The organism is Acinetobacter sp. LMB-5 (assembly GCF_001541635.1).
Classification (GTDB): domain Bacteria; phylum Pseudomonadota; class Gammaproteobacteria; order Pseudomonadales; family Moraxellaceae; genus Acinetobacter; species Acinetobacter pittii.
Window position 1 is genome coordinate 172463 of record NZ_LRDR01000004.1, and the last position, 19141, is coordinate 191603.

Sequence of the window (19141 nt, forward strand, 5' to 3'; positions counted from 1 at the left end):
TCGTGCTAGCGACATGGATGTCGCTGTTTCGCTGTGTTATACGGAAGTAACATCAGCGGAACAAAGGATTTTTGCTTACTTTTTATCCTTAAAAAGTAAGGTCTGCCTATTCGATAGTATTTGAATTTCACTTTAAATTAAGGCTGTGTCTGTCATAAATTTAAAATTATCACAGCTTTATCTTAATAGATCTCTTCATATCCCTCAGGACGTGTCTTAAAACGACGATGGAACCACATATATTGAGTTGGTGCGATGCGAAGCTGATTTTCAATAATTTTATTAACTCGAGTTGCATCATCGACTTCATCTTCACTTGGCATATTTTTGACCGCAGGTTCAATCAGAACATGATATTTCGGGTTCTTAATATCTCCATGGCGATAGAAATATAAAGGAACGGCAACTGCTTTTGAGATTTTTAATAAACGACGGTGAGCAGTTACTGTGGCTGCTGGCACGCCAAAGAATGGTGCCATAACGCCTTGCTTGAGTCCGAAGTCTTGATCGGGGCTATACCAAATTGCATCACCATCTTTAAGGTGGCGAATTAAACCCCGCATATCATCATGGTCAATTTGTGCTTTATAAATGGTGCCACGGCAACGATAAATGAGCATATCGAGCAATGGGTTATTTTGAGGTCGATAGACAACATCTGGTTCAAAATACTGAGCACAAACATAGCCGCCAGCATCAAGAAGCGTGCTGTGAGTCCCCAGTAATAAAACACCTTTGCCCTGAGCCTGAGCATTGGTAATGTGTTCTAAGCCTTCAATGGTGACACGGTTTTTAAACCAGTAAGGTTTATACCATGCGTTTAATGTCTCAAAAATACCAAGCATCATATCCACAAAAACTTGTTTAGCTTGTTGCTGTACTTTTTCGGCTGACCATTCGGGAAAGCAGACTTCTAAATTACGAATAGTCGTTTTTCGGCGAGATTTTAAATATCTCCAAGCAAGATTTGCTAAGCCATGAGCCAGACGCCATTGAATTGCCCATGGCAAAATAGCCAAAAGCATTAAAAAAACAATGGCAATCCAAATACCCCAATATTTAGGCAATAAAAAGGACCATTGAAATTCACCGGGCGTATAAGTCTGCTTTTGGCTCATAGCGATATAAAGAATTCGAAATTAAAACTGGCAAAAGTGTATCACGAACTGAATTTATCGTCGTAATACACTGTTGAATTGAGCGGTTAGGATAAGGAAGTAAAACGTGGTTATCGACGATTTTCTAAAAGAATACGAACAGCAAGCCCAGCTAGCACTGTGCCCATAAGCCAACGTTGTATATTTGCCCAAAGAGGCTTTTGTTGAAGAAAAAGGGCAATGCTACCCGCAGAAAGCACAATCAGCGCATTTACCGAGACGCTAACAAAAATTTGAATAGTACCGAGCTGAATGGATTGCCATAAAATACTGCCTTGTTGTGGGTGAATAAACTGTGGCAATAACGATAAATACATAATCGCAATTTTAGGATTAAGTAGATTTGTAGCAAAACCCATTAAAAATAGTTTAGCTGGAGAGTCTACTGATAATTGTTTTACATCAAAAATTGGGGATGCATTGGGACGTAGCGCTTTCCATGCTAGCCAGAGTAAATAAATTGCTCCTGCAATACGTATGGTGTCGTAAGCATAAGGGACTGCGACAATAAGGGCTGTAATCCCAAAAGAAGCGCAAAGCATATAAAATACGAAGCCAACGCCAACGCCAGCGAGTGAAATAAATCCCGCCATTTTTCCTTGGCAAATTGAACGAGAAATAAGATAAATCATGTTTGGGCCAGGGGTGAGCACCATTGCCAAACAGATTAATCCGAATGCTAAAATTTGAGAAAGATCTAGCATGAAAAATACTCGAATATTATTATATTGGTAGATATAACATAATTATTTTTATAAGTCTTATATTCAATCAGAGTGTTATTTAAAACTATTAAGCCTAATTAAACTTAATCACTTATCATGTACTTTTTATAGATTTTTTGCTTTAAAAATTTATAGATATTCTGAAAAAAGCCCCCTTAATTTAAGGAGGCTTTTTTACTTACTTTAAAGGAAATAAAAGTGAATTAATTTCCTTTGCTCATTTGTTCAAGTTCATCCCAGCGTTCTAATTTTTCAAGTAATACCTCTTCAATATCTGCGAGACGCTGACTTGCTTTAGTTGCTTCATCGGCATTACTGACAAACCATGAACCATCTGCAAGTTTGTCAGAAAGCTCTGCTTGTTCAACTTCCAGTTTCTCGATTTCGGCAGGCAGTTGTTCAAGTTCACGTTGGTCTTTATAGCTTAGTTTGACCTTTTTCACGTTACTTTGAGCTGCGGCTTTTTCAGCTTCGGCTTTTGCCTGAGCTTTTTTAACGTCAGACTTTTGGTCTACAACTTTATCATCTGGACGCTGCAGCAAATAGTCTTGGTAGCCACCAATGTACTCTGCAATATTGCCTTTACCATCAAAGACCCAAGTCGATGTTACAACGTTGTCCATAAATGCACGGTCATGCGAAATGAGTAATAGGGTACCTTTGTATTCAGAAAGCATCTCTTCAAGTAGCTCAAGAGTCACCATATCCAAGTCATTGGTTGGTTCGTCCATCACAATTAGGTTCGATGGTTTAAGCAGTAATTTAGCAAGCAAAATACGGTTACGCTCACCGCCAGAAAGGGCTTTTACAGGTGTACGTGCGCGTTCAGGTGAAAACAAGAAATCTTGTAAATAGCTGTAGATATGACGGCGGTTGCCATTTACATCAACGAAGTCAGAGCCTTCTGAAACGTTTGCCATTACTGTTTTTTCAAGGTCTAAGGCATTACGTAATTGATCAAAATAAGCAACTTCTAACTGTGTACCTGTCTTAACAGAACCACCGTGCTCGATTTCACCTAAAATAGCTTTAATTAAGGTTGTTTTACCGACACCGTTATCACCGACTAGGCCAATACGGTCACCACGCATGACTAGTGTAGAGAAATCTTTAATCAGTGGTTTGTCGTCATAAGATACGCTTAAGTGCTCAATATCAAATACTAATTTACCAGAGCGATTTGCTTCTTGAGTCGCCATGCTCACTTTGCCTTGTTGTGAACGGCGAGCTTTCGATTCTTCACGTAAAGCTTTTAAGGCGCGAACACGACCTTCATTACGCGTACGACGTGCTTTAATCCCTTGACGAATCCAAGCTTCTTCTTCAGCTAACTTTTTATCAAATAAAGCATTTTGTTTCTCTTCTGCTTCCATTTGCTGAGCTTTAAGCTCTAAATAGCGTGAATAGTTACCTTCGTAGCCACGTAAAATACCGCGGTCAAGTTCAACAATTCGAGTCGCAATGCTATCTACAAAAGAGCGGTCATGCGAAATAAATAGAAGTGTTAAATTATTTTGATCGAGTAGAAATTTTTCTAGCCACTCAATACTTTCAACATCTAAATGGTTCGTTGGTTCGTCTAGAAGTAGTACGTCTGGCTGCGTTAAAAGAGCACGAGCGAGTAAAACACGGCGTTTACGTCCACCTGAAAGGTCTGCCAAATCTGCATTTGGGTCGAGTCCCATTTTACTTAACAGAGCATTGACCTTGTTTTCGAGTGCCCAGCCGTCTAGTTGGTCGAGCTTATGCTGTAGGTTACCCATACGGTCACAAGCTTCCATATCTCCAAGCATACAAGCATCAGTTGCTTCATGATAAGCTCTGAGTACTTCGGCAGCTTCGCCTGCGCCATCAGCCACAATGTCAGCAACCTTACCAGAATCCATTGGAACGTCTTGGGCTAACATTGAAACAGTTAAACCATTTTGAATAGAAACTTCACCAGAATCCGGTAATAGGCTTCCCTCGATCAGTTTAAGTAAAGTAGACTTACCTTCACCATTACGACCAATTAAACAGACTCGTTCGCCACGTTCTAGATTAAAGTTCGCGCCATCGAGCAGGGCAGGTCCGCCAAAAGCAAGTTGGACATCCCTTAGGGTAATATAGGCCATAATGTTTTCCAGAATCTCAAATGAGGATTTAAATGACTAAACCACCATATCATGATGATCAAGCGTCATTTTCCGCACCCATTGAAGATTTGCAAGTGCGAATTACATTTTTGGATGATTTAGTTGAACAATTAAATCAACAACTCGCTATTCAAACTCAAGAAATAGCTGATTTGAAAAAACAAATGCAATTTCTTTATCAACGTGTGGAATCTTCGGATTTATCAGAAGGCATTGCACCTTTTGATCCACTAACGAATAAACCTCCCCACTATTAATAAAAAGGCAAGTTCGATACTTGCCTTTTTATTTGGGAATATTTTCAATTTTGTTTAAAAACCTTGTAAGACGATCTTACCTTTTGTTGTACCACTTTCAATTTGCTGATGAACTCGTTTTAAATTTTCAGCATTAATTGGACTTATAACTTCTGTCACAGTTGTTTTGATTTTTCCTTCATCAACCAGCTTGCTGACTTCATTTAATAGTTCACTTTGTTTTGCCATATCTTCGGTCTGGAACATTGAACGTGTAAACATAAATTCCCAATGTACAGATACAGACTTTGATTTAAACGGTTTGATATCTAACTGTTCAGGATCATCAATAAGTCCGAAACGGCCTTGCGGTGCAATCAACTCTACAATATCTGCTAAATGCTGATCTGTTTGAGTAGTCGAGAACACATATAAAGGTGCCGTTAAACCTAATTGCTTGATTTGGGCTGTTAAAGGTTGACGATGATCTAACACATAATCTGCTCCAAGTTGCTTAACCCAGTCTTGAGTTTCTGCTCGTGAAGCTGTTGCAATAATTGTTAGGTTAGTCAGCTGTTTAAGAAGTTGAATGGTGATTGAGCCAACACCACCAGCTCCACCAATCACTAATATTGTTGTGTTTTCTGGCGCGTTCTTTGGAACTTGCAGGCGATCGAATAACATCTCCCAAGCCGTGATTGCAGTTAAAGGGAGAGCTGCAGCCTCAGTTGCTTCTAAAGTTTTTGGTTTATGGCCAACAATGCGTTCATCAACGAGTTGTAATTCGCTATTACTACCTTGACGATTAAGAGCACCCGCATACCAAACAATATCGCCAATCTTAAATTGTGAAACTTTATCTCCAATCGCTTCAACTACACCTACTGCATCCCAGCCAAGCGTTTTCCACTGATTATTCTCAGGGCTTACATTCTTTCGAATTTTAGTATCTACCGGATTTACTGAGACAGCTTGTACACGAACAAGTAAATCGTGTCCTTCAGCAATAGGAGCATCGAGTTCAATATCAACGAGTGCTTCTGGCGATGTAATGGGACCAGCTTTTTGATATGCCACAGCTTTCATAATTATCATTCCTCTTGTTGAGAGTTTGATCATAACGTAAGCTTAAAATAAGTGACTACAGACAAATAACGCTCATAGTGTCAAAAAGGATACTGTAAAATGGCAAAAGCAAGACACTCAAGTTTTGATTGCTCTCCGGGTTGTTCAGTGGAGGCAGCGATTAGCTTGATTGATGGGAAATGGAAATGCGTCATTCTTTGGCATTTATTTAATGAAGGCACCTTGAGGTTTAACGAAATTCGAAAGCGTGTTCCGAGTATTACCCAAAGAATGCTGACAAATCAGCTACGTGAATTGGAACAAGATGGAATTATTCATCGGGAAGTCTATCCTCAGGTACCACCTAAAGTAGAATACTGCCTGACTGATTTGGGGCAAAGTCTTGAAAAAATTCTGTTTGCTTTAAAACAGTGGGGGGATGCTCATATTGACCAGTTTGGAAAGCTGACACTTGTTGATGGCCATTCGAATCCTTAATGATATTTGTGTCAGCTCATCGCAATTTGCACTGTGAAATCTGACTATTTTGAAGCTTGCCCCTGTATCGGGCATTATTTTTATGATGAAACTTGCGTTTTCTGGTCAGCTTATGCAACTCTAATAAAAGAGATTAATAGGTTTTGCTATGGACAATATGGGAATTTGGGTTACCGTTATCATTGTTCTTTTCGTACTAGGCTCCATTTTTGGTTTAAGAGTGAGCCCACGTGAAAAGGCACTTGGTATTATGCGTGATAAAGCTCGTAAAATGGGTTTACACCCACGTGTAATCGTTGCACCTGAATGGACACATGTCCCAATGGCGACTGAAAAGCGTGCCAGCATGGTTGCTTATTATAGTGTATTGATTCCCGATGCCCGTTTATCTTTAATGCGTGCTCGCGTTATAGACGGCAAATTAAAAGTGGTTCAGGGTGATGAGAAATTTAATGATTCTCCCATTGCATTAAAAGGGATTTATGCTATTGATATGCAGGCAAACTGTGTAGGGCTTTATTGGGATGAGGAATCAGACCTGAGAGCAACACAATTAGATGAGATGAAGGCTTATCTGTTGAACTTGGCTAAAGCCTGATTTTTAAATTTATTGGTATAGGAATAACATTTTATATGGCGAATACCTCGCGCTCTGCATCTCAAAGCACAGCATCTACTGCACCTGCTGCACATAAACGTGCCTTAGTGATTGTGGAGTCGCCTGCCAAAGCGAAAACCATCAATAAATATCTGGGTTCGCAATACATTGTAAAGTCTTCTGTAGGTCACGTGCGTGATTTGCCAACAGGTGGCAGTAAATCAACTGAGAAAAAGCCGGCTGCCCGGACGAAACTCACTGAAGCAGAAAAAGAACAAAAAGCCAGTCAGGCTTTAGTTAATCGTATGGGGGTTGATCCTGAACATGGTTGGGAAGCTCATTACGAAGTTCTGCCAGGTAAGGAAAATGTTGTTGCTGAACTAAAAAAACTCGCCAAAGATGCCGATGCAATCTATCTCGCAACGGACTTGGATAGAGAAGGGGAAGCCATTGCTTGGCACCTAAGAGAAGTTATTGGTGGTGATGACAGTCGTTATCATCGCGTGGTATTTAACGAAATTACTAAAAATGCCATTCAAGAAGCATTTAAACAACCTACGCGCCTAGATTTAAACCGAGTTAATGCTCAGCAAGCACGCCGTTTCTTAGACCGTGTTGTTGGCTTTATGGTTTCACCATTACTTTGGGAAAAGATTGCCCGTGGTTTATCGGCAGGTCGTGTACAGTCTGTAGCGGTGAAGCTGGTTGTAGAGCGTGAAAGAGAAATTCGTGCTTTTATTCCGGAAGAATACTGGCAAGTTTTTGCAGACACGCAAGCCAAGAAAGATGACATTCGTCTTGAAGCAGTTAAGCAAGCTGGTAAAACCCTTAAACTGAAAAATAAAGCTGAAACTGATGCTTTATTGGATGTTTTAAAAGGTGCTGAATATAAAGTTGCACAGCGTGAAGATAAACCGACTAAGGTAAATCCAAGTGCACCGTATATCACTTCAACGCTGCAACAAGCTGCAAGTACACGTTTAGGTTTTTCTGTAAAGAAAACCATGATGCTGGCACAGCGTCTATATGAAGCAGGTTTTATTACCTATATGCGTACTGACTCAACGTTCTTGAGTGATGATGCAGTAAGCATGGTACGTGCTCATATTGAAAGCCAATTTGGTGAGAAATATTTACCGGCGAAGCCAAACCGCTATGGGAACAAAGCGGGTGCTCAAGAAGCCCATGAAGCGATTCGTCCTTCAAATGTTGCACTTACAGGTGATCAACTTGCGGGTGTAGAGCGTGATGCTCAGCGTTTATATGATTTGATCTGGCGTCAGTTTGTTGCATGTCAAATGACTCCAGCAGAATATTTATCTTCAACTTTAACGGTTGAAGCTGCAAATGTTGAATTGAAGGCAAAAGGCCGTACGCTTGTATTTGATGGTTTTACACGAGTGCGTGGTGCTAACAAGTCTGATGACGATATTATTTTGCCTGCAATTAAAGTAGGTGAAATTTTAAAATTAGAGAAGTTAGACCCAAGTCAGCACTTTACTAAACCACCTGCACGTTTTACTGAAGCTTCTTTAGTTAAAGAACTCGAAAAACGTAGTATTGGTCGTCCTTCGACTTATGCAGCGATTATTTCTACAATTCAAGAACGTGGCTACGTTAAGTTGGAAAACCGTCGTCTTTTCGCCGAAAAAATGGGTGAAATCGTGACAGATCGACTTGATGAAAGTTTCAATAACTTGATGAACTATGCCTTTACAGCAGACCTTGAAGGGCAGCTCGATAAAGTTGCAACAGGCGAGCGTAACTGGAAAGAGTTACTTGATACTTTCTATGGTGACTTCAAGAAACGTCTTACCAATGCTCAAGGCGAGCACGGCATGCGCCGCAACCAGCCGGTTGAAGTGCCAGCGGTACATTGTCCTGAATGTTCACGTCCAATGCAGATTCGTACAGGTACAACAGGCGTATTCTTAGGTTGTTCTGGCTACAACTTACCGCCTAAAGAGCGTTGTAAAGGTACTTTGAACTTAACGCCTGTTGAGTCCTTAGCTGCTCTTTCTGATGATGATGGTGCTGAAACCGCAGATTTGATGTCAAAACATCGTTGTGCAAAATGTGGCACAGCCATGGATAGCTACGTGATTGATGGTGGTCGTAAACTGCACGTATGTGGTAACAACCCTGACTGTGACGGTTTTGAGCTTGAAGAAGGTGAGTTCAAGATTAAAGGCTACGATGGCCCAACCATTCCGTGTGATAAATGTGATGGTGAAATGCAGCTTAAGACTGGTCGTTTTGGTCCGTATTTCGCTTGTACAAGCTGTGACAATACTCGTAAAGTCTTGAAAAGTGGTCAGCCTGCACCTCCACGTGTAGAACCGATCAAGATGGAACATTTGCGCTCAACAAAGCATGATGACTATTTCGTGTTGCGTGATGGTGCTGCTGGTTTATTCTTGGCTGCAAGTAAATTCCCGAAAATTCGTGAAACACGTGCGCCAAAAGTTGCGGAATTGCGTAGTGTTGCTGCTCAGCTTGATCCTAAATATCAATTTATTTTACAAGCACCAGATGTGGACCCTGAAGGTAATCCGACAGTTGTGAAATTCAGTCGTAAGAATCAATCACAATATGTAGGCTCGGAAACTCCAGAAGGTAAACAAACCAAATGGAGCCTAATTTATCAAAATGGTAAATGGGTTGAGGGCTAATTAAGTCCACAATAAAAAATGCTAGCTCAGCTAGCATTTTTTATATCTAAAACAATAAAAGAAAATTTTAAATGTATGGGGAAAAAGAATGTGGAAAAACATTCGAGTTTTATGTTTGTTAATTATTTTATTGATTGTTGCTGTTCAGGCATGGCGAGATCAAAACCAAGATTGGAATCAACCTATTGTTGTCGTTTTACATCCTATTGATGCAGATGGTTTGCAGACAACGCAGAGCTATATCCATCAGTTAAAATACACTGATTTTGAGAGAATAAGAAATTATTTGGGAGAATGGTCGCAACACTATCGTGGTCAATCAGGAAACTTTGTAATTCGTTTAGGTCAGCCATTACAGCAACGACCTCCTGAGGTTCCTCAAAATGCCAATATCTTTCATGTGATGTGGTGGAGTTTAAAGTTCCGTTTTTATGCATGGCGACATCAACAATCTGAAGACAATGGGGCATCACTTAAACTTTATTTAAATTATTATGATCCCAATTATCAAAAAGTTTTGATTCATTCGACTGCTTTGGAAAAAGGTCGTATTGGTAGTGTGAATTTATTTGCGACCAAAACACAAGCTTCCCAAAATCAGGTTGTGATTGTTCATGAGCTATTACATGGCTTTGGGGCACAAGACAAATATGATTTAAAAACTGGTCAACCGCTTTATCCTTTAGGTTACGCGCACCCTGAAAAAGTGCCTTTATATCCGCAAACTGACGCTGAAATCATGGGTGGTCAAACACCATTATCTGAGCAGAGCAGTAAAATGCCGAATGGTTTACATGAAACAATAATAGGTTTACCTACAGCTCAAGAAATTGGTTGGGTGAAATAAAATTGTGGATAAATACTGCTTTATCCACATTAATTGATAAGAAACGATGCAGATCTTATACAGACAAAAAATGTGAAGTGGATCACTATTATTAGGTAGATGAAATTCTAATACCTGATAATAAGAGTGGCCATGATGAAAACTGTCGGTAATGATTTGGTGCGTAATCAGTTACATGCTGATCGTAAGTGGTATTTGATATTAGGCTTTGTGCTTATTGGCTTCGGTCTGATTTTGTTTAGTTCATTACCATTTGCGACCTTTTCTGTGGTTTTTTTATTTGGAATACTCATGATGGTCGGAGGTGTTTTACATCTTGTCGCGGCCATTAGTGTATTTAAAGGTGCAAGCCGCTGGTTATGGGCACTCTTTGGCGTGCTTTATCTAATGGCGGGCTACTATGCTTTCTCTACTCCCGTAACAACAGCGGTAGTTTTGACGAGTTTATTATCAATAGCACTGATTATTGCCGGAGCTATACGTACAGTAAACGCGATTTTACTTAAACCAATTACTGGGTGGGGTTGGACCTTATTTTCAGGATTATTAACACTCGCTACAGGTATTTTGATCTTGGTTTCTAAAGATTCACCTTTTTGGGTATTAGGCATGTTCCTTGCCATAGATATCTTATTCCAAGGAATTAATTTTCTAGGTTTGGCTTCTGCGATTAAGCATCTGCCATCTAGTTCAAAAACAGTATCTTAAATAATATTGTTGAATCAAAGAGCACTTTAGGTGCTCTTTTTGTTTTTAGGACGGGCAGACGCATCTGGGGTTGGGTCTGTTAAACTATGTCTTGGTGTTTTAGCGATATGTGTTATGAGTCTTGCAAAATTAATTAATGAACTAAATGCTCAGCAAAAAAAAGCAGCCACGACGTCTGCGCAGAACTGTTTAGTTTTAGCAGGTGCTGGCTGTGGCAAGACTAAGACGATTGTTGCCCGTGCTGCCTATTTAATTGATCAAGGCTTACCAGCAAACCAAATTCAGATTTTAACGTTTACTCGACGTGCTGCGAGTGAAATTGTTGCAAGAGTAGAGCAGCATGTAGGAGCACAGGCAAAGGGTCTAAGAGCTTCAACTTTTCATACTTTTTGTATGTATTTACTGCGCCGTAATCCACAAGCTTTTGGCTTAAATCAATTTAGTATTATTGATCGTGATGATCAGTTGCTGATGTTCCGTTTATTAAGAGGTAAAGACAAAGATAATGTTTTACCTAAAGCGGCAGAGCTGTGTGATCTATATTCCTATGCAAGAAATACTCAAACAAAGCTTTCTGAAGCATTAATCAAACAGCTTCCAGATGCATATGAGCATAAAACTCAAATTGCTGAGTTGATGAAAACTTATGAGCAACGCAAAAGAGAGCGTAATTTTTTAGATTACGACGATATCTTGTCGATTGTGGCTGTTCATTTACAAAACTCAGAAGCGTTGACCAATTGGGTTGCAGGTTTTTGTCAGGCATTGCTAGTTGATGAAATGCAAGATACAAACCCTTTACAATGGGCTTTGTTGCAGCCCTTAATTGGTAAAGTGAAGTTGTTTTGCGTGGGTGATGACGCTCAGTCCATTTATGGCTTTCGTGGTGCAGACTTTGAAAATATTCATTCTTTTAAAGAACGAATACCTGATGCAGAAGTACTTACACTGGCTTTAAATTATCGCTCGACCCAAGAAATCTTAGATTTATCGAACTGGCTGTTGGCACATAGCCCAATCGATTATCAAAAACAGCTACAAGCGCATCGTGGCCAAGGGCAAAAGCCACAGCTACATTTGTTTGGTAATGAGTTTGAAGAAGCAAACTGGATTGCACAAGATTTAATAACGCGCCATCAACAAGGTGCAAACTGGCATGACCATATGGTGTTAGTTCGTTCTGGCTATAGTGCCCGATACCTAGAAGGGGCTTTTATTGCGGCTGAAATACCTTATCGTTTTATTGGTGGGGTAAAGCTTCTTGAGTCGGCCCATGTAAAGGATGTGCTCAGTCTCTTACGTATTGTGAGTAACCCTCACGATGATTTGGCATGGATGCGCTTTTTAACTTTGTGGGATGGGATTGGTGATGTTGGTGCTAGTAAGTTAGCCCAAGAGCTGATGGGAATTGTTGATGTCGAGGAGCGCTGTCAGCGACTTGAACGTCATGGCAAGGTACCTCTACAAGCGATTTTAATTTTAAAACAACTAGATGTATTACAGCAGCATGTCGAGGCAAGTATTGGCTTGGCCCTCGATGCTTTAGGTGAACAGCTAGAGCAAAATTATAAAACTAAAGATTGGTCACGCCGTTTAAAAGACTTTGATTTGGTTAAGCAACTTGCACGCAAACATGCGTCGTTAGGTGAATTCCTTGAAGAATATGTACTTGAGCCGATTTCAGTTTCTGAAATTGAAAAAGCTGCTGATCAAGATTTGGTAACTTTAATTACGATTCATTCAGCTAAGGGTGCCGAACAGAAAGTTTGTTATGTACCTCACGTATCGCCAAATCAATATCCTTATGCAAGAGCACAGGGTGATTTTGATGATGTTGAGGAAGAGCGCCGTGTGCTGTATGTCGCCTTAACGCGTGCTGAAAATGAATTAATCTTGACGAAGCAAAATCTTAATACGTGGTCGCAAGACACGTATGACGAGCAAGGTCGTAAAGTCGAGAGTTATTTCTTAAATGATCTGCCTGCACACTTGGTTCAAGCAAAAATTCATAGGCAAGTACCTCAGCAATTTACTAAAAAACAATGGAACAGATCTCCTGCAGTAAATTTAGGTTTTGGTATCGATCTGGACTAAACTACTGTATAAGACGCTGTGATTACTTAAATGTATATTGGCCCTCCCTTTTATTGCCAATTAAGGTTAGAAAATGAAGATATTAGTTCGTAATTTAGATCGTGCTGTAAGTGAAGCTGAAGTTTTAGAGTTATTCAAGGCATATGGTAAAGTTGATACATGTGTTCTGGTGACTGATAAAGATACAGGTAAATCGAAGGGCTTTGGTTTTGTTGAAATGCCTAATCCCCGTGAAGCGATTAAGGCAATTAAAGGCTTAAATACGCTTAAAGTTAAAGGCTATGGAATTCGAGTTAAAGCAGCCGAAGAATAAGTTTTTCTGATGAAAAGACAATTTTTAGCTCTCTCGATTGTAACGCCGAATGGTACTCGTATTGCTAAAGGTATAAAAACACTTGAAGTACGTTCATGGGTGCCTACACAGTTACCAGTGAAAGATCTATTAATTGTCGAAAACCAGAACTTTCTGGTTAAATATACTGATGAAGAGGAGGGAGTTGCTGTCGCTTTAGTTGATGTCGACTCAGTTCATACTTGGCGAAATGACGAGGTCAATTTAGCCTGTGCATCTGCTTGGAGTGAAGGGTATTTTGCTTGGGTCTTAAGTAATGTTCGTCCTATAAAACAGCCAGTGAAAATTTTAGCTAAACGTAAAATTTATCAAGTTGAGCTGGATTTACCATAAATAACGTTGATTTTATCAATGGAGTCGTTAAGCTAAGAATAGCTATTGCAATGGCGATTTTAGAACAGGAAAGTTTAGTTATGTCACGTGTTGCTCGTTATCATGCCGATCGTACCAATCAGAAGCTCTATTTTACACGTCTAGCGTGTCAACAGGCAGAGCAGACCGATCATGTGCAGCAGGTACAAGCTTACCGTGAAGCAGCTGTATTTCATTTACATGGCGCAATGTTAGCGTTCTTACAAGAATTGGTACGTTATTACCGTTTAAATGATTTGCAACCCACCTTAAAATCTATTGAGGAACATATGGCGGCAAAAGGACAGGTTTCCCCTGAAGTGTCCGTTTTGCAGCAATTGGCAAAAGATGGTTTTGTTGCAGAGTTAAAACGAGCTTATCGTATGTGCCAATACGCCCCAGAACCAAAAGAACCGACTCCTGAAGAAGAAACTTCTTCTAACCTTATTATTAAAGTGACACAAGGGCCTCAGTCTTGGTTGCCAGATGTTAAAATCTTGCGTGAATGGCACCGAGAATTAAGTCATTTAATTGATGGTTTTCGTAACGAAATGGTCGAGTTCTAAAATTAAACTGCCTAGATGCTTGAAATTTCGACTAGGTGTGCCTATATAAATAAGACAAGAGATGCAAAGTGCAAGGGTGCTTTGCCACCATGTTGAAACATGGAGGAAGTATATGTCTATACAGCAATTGAAAGAGTTATTTGGAAATCAAGAAGCAGTGTTGGAATTAGTTCAACTCGAAGGTGGTGAACTCGCCTTGCGTAATGCAGGTTCTGAGAATGAACCCTTGGTTAAAATTCAATTTAGCGATGAAGTCAAAGCAATCTTGGGTGAGCAGACTCCAGTTGTTGCTCAGCATATGATTCAGGCTGCATTGTTTGGACTGCTGGAAAAGCAGGTAAACGAGTGGCAGGCTGAGGTATTAGACGAACAGCCTAAATTCTTGAGTTAAAAAAAGCGTACTCTTGAGTACGCTTTTTATATGGGTTAATGAATTGTTGACTGATGAGCAAGCTCGATCTGATTTAAGATGTGGTGACTCATATTCTTTGCCATTTCTTCTTTTGCATAAAACACTTCGCCAATATTTTCGTCACGGATAACCGCTGCTTCTTCTTTACTTTCTGCACAAATTAATACCTGAATCTGAGGATTTAATTGCTTGGCAATGGTCACAATACGGTGGATATCTAAAATATCCATAGGTGAGATTACTAAGAGACGTGCATGCATGATATGTGCTTGAATTAAAACACTCGGTTCAGTAGCAACACCACTCACAGCAGCAATATTTGCATTACGTAGTTTTTCTACGATTTCACGATTCTCTTCAGCAATAACGACCTTAATATTCTCATTAATTAAATTTTCAGTAATACGTCGTCCTACACCGCCATATCCCACAATCACGACCTGATCACGTAAATAAGCTTGATCAACTTCATCGGGTAACATTGCCAATGGGTCACCGCTACGTTCAAGCAGTCGGGCTAAGTGAGAACGTTCACGAATCCAGCGTTGTACAGGTTCAATCGCTGAGAAGATGAAAGAGTTAAGCGTAATTGAAAATAAAGCGCCCGCTAGAATTAGATTTTGAGCTTCTAAGCTTAATAGGCCTAAAGAAACACCAAGTGTCGCCAGAATAAATGAAAACTCACCAATCTGTGCAAGGCTTGCCCCGACTGTTAAAGCTGTATTGATTGGATAGCGGAAGAATAAAACCAATGCCATTGCAGCAAGTGTCTTACCCACCATAATAATCGCGATAACAGCTAAAATATGGAGCGGACTCTCAACAAGAATATGTGGATCAAACAGCATACCCACAGAAACGAAAAATAAAATCGAGAAAATTTCACGTAGTGGAAGAGTCTCTTCCTCTGCACGATGGCTAAAGTCTGATTCTTTAACGACCATACCCGCAAAGAATGCCCCTAAAGCCATTGAAACCCCAAAAATGGCATAAGAACCGTAGGCAATCGAAACTGCAGCAGCGACGACAGTCAGCGTAAATAGCTCTCGTGACCCTAAACGAGCAACAAATTGCATAATAATAGGCACAACGCGTTTGCCTACAATGAGCATAAAGGCAATAAAGCCAATCACCTTTAATAAGGTGATTCCAAGGGTTAACCAGATATTACCGTCTGCACCTGCTGGTGCTTTTCCACCGAGTAAAACAGCTGTAGCCGGAAGAAGTACTAAAACCAGTACCATCACTAAATCTTCGACTAACAACCAACCCACAGCAATTTTGCCGTTAACTGAGTCTAAAAGACCTCGGTCTCCTAATGCTTTTAATAATACAACTGTACTCGCACACGATAGACTTAAGCCAAAAACGAGTGCAGACCCGAAACTCCATCCCCATAGCATTGAAACGCCAATACCAAGTAAGGTTGCAACAGCGATTTGTAAAATTGCGCCAGGCAAGGCAATACGACGAACCAGTAATAAGTCTTTTAATGAAAAGTGCATCCCTACACCAAACATCAGGAACATGACCCCGAGTTCTGCAAGCTGGTTGGCGAGGTGGATATCTGCTTCTATACCAGGTGTATTTGGGCTAATAATAATTCCGGCAATTAAATAGCCGATAAGAGGGGGGAGTCGTAATCGGGCTGCAATATAGCCAAAAATGAGGGCAACGCCGAAACCAACAGCAAGTAAAATAATTAAATCTACGTCATGCGGCACTAAAAACTCCTTTTACGTGAGTTAGGCTAAAAACAAGCATAAAAAATGCCAAGGCGGAATGTAGAGAAAGTTTAACAAAAAGGTAGGTATAAAAAAAATGCAAAAAAAAACGACTTCATAAAGAAGTCGTTTTTTTCGAGGCTAAAATTATTTGATTTTAGCTTCTTTGAAAATCACGTGTTGACGGATTTTTGGATCAAATTTTTTGATTTCCATTTTTTCCGGCATAGTACGTTTGTTTTTAGTCGTGGTATAGAAGTAACCTGTACCAGCTGAAGAAACGAGGCGAATCTTATCACGCATTGCTCAGACTCCTTAGATCTTTTGACCTTGAGCACGAAGGTCTGCAACAACCTTTTCGATACCCAATTTGTCAATAATACGCATACCTTTAGTGGTTAAACGAAGACGTACAAAACGTTTTTCGCTTTCTAACCAGAAACGGTGGTGGTGCAGGTTCGGCTCGAACCGGCGCTTGGTTTTGTTGTTGGCGTGTGAGACGTTGTTACCAACGACTGGACGCTTGCCGGTAACTTGGCAAACCTTAGACATGGTGTAACTCCATTGATTCAGCCAACAGCAAATCTGTGGCCAGTCATACTAAATGTAAACGGATGAATTCATTCAAGGGGCGTTTTATACCAAAAATACGATTAAAAGACAAGCGAAATTGGTAAAAACGAGGCATGATTTAGTATAACAGATCATGCCTTGATCAGTTAGCGCAACAAGGTTTTCGAAATGAATCGATGAATCGACTTATTGAACGGTGGAAGAATGTATTTAAGGCTATAAAGTTTTGGATTTGACATCACCGAACGCTCATGAGAAAGGCTAAAAAAGCCCTCTGGTCCGTGATATTTACCCATACCTGATGCGCCAATTCCGCCAAATGGTAAATCATCTTGTGCAACATGAGTAATCACCATGTTAATTCCAAAATGCCCTGAATGGGTGTGCTGTGCAATATAGTCAGCACGCGCTTGATCATAGTCAAAATAATACATCGCTAAAGGACGTGGACGACTATTAATGAATTCGATGACTTCTTCTATTTGGTCATATTCTAAAATCGGTAAAATAGGCCCAAAGATTTCATTTTGCATAATATCCATTGCGGTCGTCACGCCAGTGACTAAAGTCGGTGCAATTTTACGGACATCATCTAAAATTTCATTTTGCGGATTAATTTCAACAATACGTGCGCCTTGATCACGGGCATTTTCGAGATAACCCTGAATGCGGTTGTACTGTTTATCATTAATAATAGAAGTGTAGTCTTGGTTATTTCGGAAATGAGGATACATTCCAGCTACAATCAATTTAAAGTTTTCGATGAACTCGGCAGTTTTGCCGCGTGGTAAGAAAATATGATCAGGTGCAACACAAGTTTGTCCTGCATTCCACAATTTACCTACAGCAATACGTTGAGCCACATCTTTCATATCCATAGATGCATGCACAAGGGCAGGAGACTTTCCGCCTAACTCAAGAATCACAGGAACAAGGTTTTGAGCTGCGGCTGCCATCACTGTTTTACCCACAGAAGTTGAGCCTGTGAAAATCATTTTGTCGAAAGGCAAATGACTAAACGCATCTGAAATAAAGCCACCACCATTTACCACAGCAACTAATTCTTGTGGGAATGCTTCTGCTAATGCACTTTCAAGGACACGTCCAAAATTTGGAGAGGCACTAGAAATTTTGATCATGGCATGGTTGCCCGCGGCGAGTGCACAGATCAGAGGTCCAACTGAGAGTAATAATGGGTAATTCCATGGTGTAATAATACCAATCACACCCATAGGTTGATATTGTACCCAACCTTTTGCTGGCTGGTGTAATACACTGATGTGGCGTTTTGATGGTTTCATCCATGCAGTCAGATGTTTACTGTAATACTTGATTTGTTCCAAACTAGTTAGTAACTCACCAATTTTTGTTTCCATAACTGCACGATTGCCATAATCAAGGTTAATTGCTTCGGCAATCTGATCTTGATATTTTACCAAGACTCTTTTAAGACGAGCTAAACGATCAATACGCTCTTTAGCAGTGGGTACCGGATGACGTAAATAAGCGAGCTTTTGTTGTTCAAGCAAGTCATGTAAATGCTTAACATCATAAGGAAGCTGAGTCTCTGGATTTGTTTTTGTTTGACTGTTCATCGGTACTTACCAAATATACTGATATACTTATTTTTTAGAGTAAATACTCTAAATAGTCAAGTCGGTTTATGTGTTTAAGTCTTAACCATGTGAATTATTAAAGGTTATTAAAATGTCTCTACCTAAAGCTCTGAAGACAAAAGACCGGATTTTACAAATCAGTTTGCAGCTTTTTAACGAGCGAGGTGAACGGTCGGTTACAACCAATCATATTGCTGCGGAGTTAGGTATTAGCCCTGGAAACTTGTATTACCATTTCCGGAATAAGCATGAAATTATTAAAGAATTAATGTACCAATATCAGGTTGAGACTTTGGAAATGCTTTCTTTACCTGAAGACAGACCACTAACGACCAATGATAAAATTAACTATTTTCAAGTATTAAGTGGTCAACTCTGGAGTTACCGTTTTATCCATCGTGATGTCTATCATTTAGTTGAAAGTAATGAAGACTTTAAAAAGATTTATCCGCGTTTTGCGGGGCAGGTCATGCAGCAAGGGCAAAAGATTTATCAAGCCTTTGTCGATGCCGGCCTTATGAAAATGACATCATCTGAAATTGAAGCGCTCATTATTAACTTATGGATTGTATTAACAAACTGGACAAACTTTTTATATATGTCTGGTCACATTAGTGACAATAACCATTTAGAAGAAAAATGGGTTTGGCAGGCATTACGTCAAATGGTTTTCCTTGAAGGTCCTTATCTTATGGGGGAAAGCCGAGCAACTTACGAGCAGTTGCTTGATTCACTGGGGCCTTCTGATCTATTCGCCAGCTTGTCGTCGTTAAAAGATGAATAGTTGTACTTGCCTATTTAGAGCGCTAGAA

At 40.0% G+C, this 19141-nt stretch carries 20 protein-coding genes; 12 read left to right on the top strand and 8 right to left on the bottom strand.

Translation table 11 applies throughout. From position 1 onward, the window contains the following. Positions 1–182: 182 nt before the first annotated feature. The 3 genes from lpxL to AW165_RS06040 all read right to left on the bottom strand — a co-directional run bounded on the left by lpxL (position 183) and on the right by AW165_RS06040 (position 3996). Entirely contained in the window at positions 183–1118 is a 936-nt protein-coding gene (gene lpxL / locus AW165_RS06030; RefSeq protein WP_060465241.1) for an LpxL/LpxP family Kdo(2)-lipid IV(A) lauroyl/palmitoleoyl acyltransferase, read from the bottom strand. A gap of 110 nt (positions 1119–1228) precedes the next feature. Beyond that, positions 1229–1861 carry a LysE family translocator gene (locus tag AW165_RS06035; protein ID WP_005079191.1) on the bottom strand — a complete coding sequence of 211 codons (633 nt, stop codon included), beginning with the start codon at positions 1859–1861 and terminating at the stop codon, positions 1229–1231. A gap of 224 nt (positions 1862–2085) precedes the next feature. Next, entirely contained in the window at positions 2086–3996 is a 1911-nt protein-coding gene (locus AW165_RS06040) for an ATP-binding cassette domain-containing protein (RefSeq protein WP_060465242.1), read from the bottom strand. 32 nt (positions 3997–4028) lie between these two features. Between AW165_RS06040 and AW165_RS06045 the strand changes: the two genes are divergently transcribed. Next, positions 4029–4274, top strand: coding sequence for a SlyX family protein (locus AW165_RS06045; RefSeq protein WP_002115104.1), 246 nt, complete (start codon positions 4029–4031; stop codon positions 4272–4274). A gap of 54 nt (positions 4275–4328) precedes the next feature. Here the strand turns inward: AW165_RS06045 and AW165_RS06050 are convergent, their stop codons facing one another. After that, entirely contained in the window at positions 4329–5339 is a 1011-nt protein-coding gene (locus AW165_RS06050) for a zinc-binding alcohol dehydrogenase family protein (RefSeq protein ID WP_060465243.1), read from the bottom strand. 99 nt (positions 5340–5438) lie between these two features. On the opposite strand from AW165_RS06050, the gene AW165_RS06055 reads away from it, so the two are divergent. From AW165_RS06055 to AW165_RS06100, 10 genes are all read left to right on the top strand, one after another. Further along, positions 5439–5816, top strand: coding sequence for a winged helix-turn-helix transcriptional regulator (locus tag AW165_RS06055; protein ID WP_017482014.1), 378 nt, complete (start codon positions 5439–5441; stop codon positions 5814–5816). Positions 5817–5964: 148 nt separating this feature from the next. After that, positions 5965–6414: a hypothetical protein gene (locus AW165_RS06060; RefSeq protein WP_004842579.1), complete on the top strand. Its 450-nt coding sequence runs from the start codon at positions 5965–5967 to the stop codon at positions 6412–6414. Between the two features lie 35 nt (positions 6415–6449). Beyond that, positions 6450–9086 (top strand): type I DNA topoisomerase, encoded by a 2637-nt coding sequence (topA, locus tag AW165_RS06065; protein ID WP_002115027.1) that lies wholly within the window; start codon positions 6450–6452, stop codon positions 9084–9086. A gap of 88 nt (positions 9087–9174) precedes the next feature. After that, positions 9175–9933: a hypothetical protein gene (locus AW165_RS06070; protein ID WP_057070034.1), complete on the top strand. Its 759-nt coding sequence runs from the start codon at positions 9175–9177 to the stop codon at positions 9931–9933. A gap of 126 nt (positions 9934–10059) precedes the next feature. Beyond that, positions 10060–10641, top strand: coding sequence for an HdeD family acid-resistance protein (locus tag AW165_RS06075; RefSeq protein WP_014208303.1), 582 nt, complete (start codon positions 10060–10062; stop codon positions 10639–10641). Between the two features lie 114 nt (positions 10642–10755). After that, positions 10756–12735 carry an ATP-dependent helicase gene (locus AW165_RS06080; protein ID WP_060465244.1) on the top strand — a complete coding sequence of 660 codons (1980 nt, stop codon included), beginning with the start codon at positions 10756–10758 and terminating at the stop codon, positions 12733–12735. A gap of 73 nt (positions 12736–12808) precedes the next feature. Beyond that, positions 12809–13048: an RNA recognition motif domain-containing protein gene (locus AW165_RS06085; RefSeq protein WP_002115113.1), complete on the top strand. Its 240-nt coding sequence runs from the start codon at positions 12809–12811 to the stop codon at positions 13046–13048. A 9-nt stretch (positions 13049–13057) separates the two neighbouring features. Continuing rightward, entirely contained in the window at positions 13058–13420 is a 363-nt protein-coding gene (locus AW165_RS06090) for an ASCH domain-containing protein (protein ID WP_060465245.1), read from the top strand. Between the two features lie 80 nt (positions 13421–13500). Next, positions 13501–14004, top strand: a complete 504-nt coding sequence (locus AW165_RS06095) for a DUF6586 family protein (RefSeq protein ID WP_060465347.1) — start codon at positions 13501–13503, stop codon at positions 14002–14004. 112 nt (positions 14005–14116) lie between these two features. After that, positions 14117–14395 carry a hypothetical protein gene (locus AW165_RS06100; RefSeq protein WP_002114792.1) on the top strand — a complete coding sequence of 93 codons (279 nt, stop codon included), beginning with the start codon at positions 14117–14119 and terminating at the stop codon, positions 14393–14395. A gap of 35 nt (positions 14396–14430) precedes the next feature. Here AW165_RS06100 and AW165_RS06105 read toward each other — a convergent pair whose 3' ends face one another. The 4 genes from AW165_RS06105 to AW165_RS06120 all read right to left on the bottom strand — a co-directional run bounded on the left by AW165_RS06105 (position 14431) and on the right by AW165_RS06120 (position 18308). After that, positions 14431–16140, bottom strand: a complete 1710-nt coding sequence (locus tag AW165_RS06105) for a cation:proton antiporter (protein ID WP_005066082.1) — start codon at positions 16138–16140, stop codon at positions 14431–14433. A gap of 147 nt (positions 16141–16287) precedes the next feature. Continuing rightward, positions 16288–16443 (bottom strand): 50S ribosomal protein L33, encoded by a 156-nt coding sequence (gene rpmG, locus AW165_RS06110; RefSeq protein ID WP_001205031.1) that lies wholly within the window; start codon positions 16441–16443, stop codon positions 16288–16290. Between the two features lie 12 nt (positions 16444–16455). After that, positions 16456–16692, bottom strand: a complete 237-nt coding sequence (rpmB, locus tag AW165_RS06115) for a 50S ribosomal protein L28 (RefSeq protein WP_000048256.1) — start codon at positions 16690–16692, stop codon at positions 16456–16458. A gap of 167 nt (positions 16693–16859) precedes the next feature. Further along, the gene (locus tag AW165_RS06120) at positions 16860–18308 is read right to left on the bottom strand and encodes a coniferyl aldehyde dehydrogenase (protein WP_060465246.1); all 1449 of its coding nucleotides are present in this window, start codon (positions 18306–18308) and stop codon (positions 16860–16862) included. 112 nt (positions 18309–18420) lie between these two features. Here AW165_RS06120 and AW165_RS06125 point away from each other — a divergent pair, with 112 nt between their 5' ends. Beyond that, the gene (locus AW165_RS06125; RefSeq protein ID WP_046811436.1) at positions 18421–19113 is read left to right on the top strand and encodes a TetR/AcrR family transcriptional regulator; all 693 of its coding nucleotides are present in this window, start codon (positions 18421–18423) and stop codon (positions 19111–19113) included. The last annotated feature ends 28 nt before the right edge of the window (positions 19114–19141 follow it).